We start from the raw sequence: 366 nt of genomic DNA on the forward strand, positions 1-366 counted from the left end.
AGTGGTTGAAAACGGATGCATGAACGGAAACAAATTTCTGCAAACTTCGCATTCGGCGGAAGCGCTGCATGGCACGTTCTCGTCGTCGGAACGGCAAGTGTGAATTCTCAGCGCGATTGTTCTTCCAGCGACCCGTTTCCTGTTTGCCCGCATTGCCAATGATCTTCATCGCCGCGCCGTAGGAACGCAGTTTATCGGTAACTAGCAACTCGGCTTTGCCATGACGGTTCATGGTTTTCCTGAGGAATTTCAATGCGGTCTTGCGATCCCGACGTTTCGTAACGTAGGATTCCAACACTTCGCCCTCGTGATCCACGGCGCGCCATAGATAGTGCAGTTCGCCGTTTATCTTCACAAAAACCTCAT

At 51.4% G+C, this 366-nt stretch carries 1 protein-coding gene; it reads right to left on the reverse strand.

Annotated elements, in window-relative coordinates; all coding sequences use genetic code 11:
- Positions 1-366: transposase (locus AB9F26_RS22365; protein WP_369769139.1), on the reverse strand; the 366-nt coding region annotated here is incomplete at both ends.

Source organism: Falsihalocynthiibacter sp. BN13B15 (assembly GCF_041205415.1).
GTDB lineage: Bacteria > Pseudomonadota > Alphaproteobacteria > Rhodobacterales > Rhodobacteraceae > Falsihalocynthiibacter > Falsihalocynthiibacter arcticus.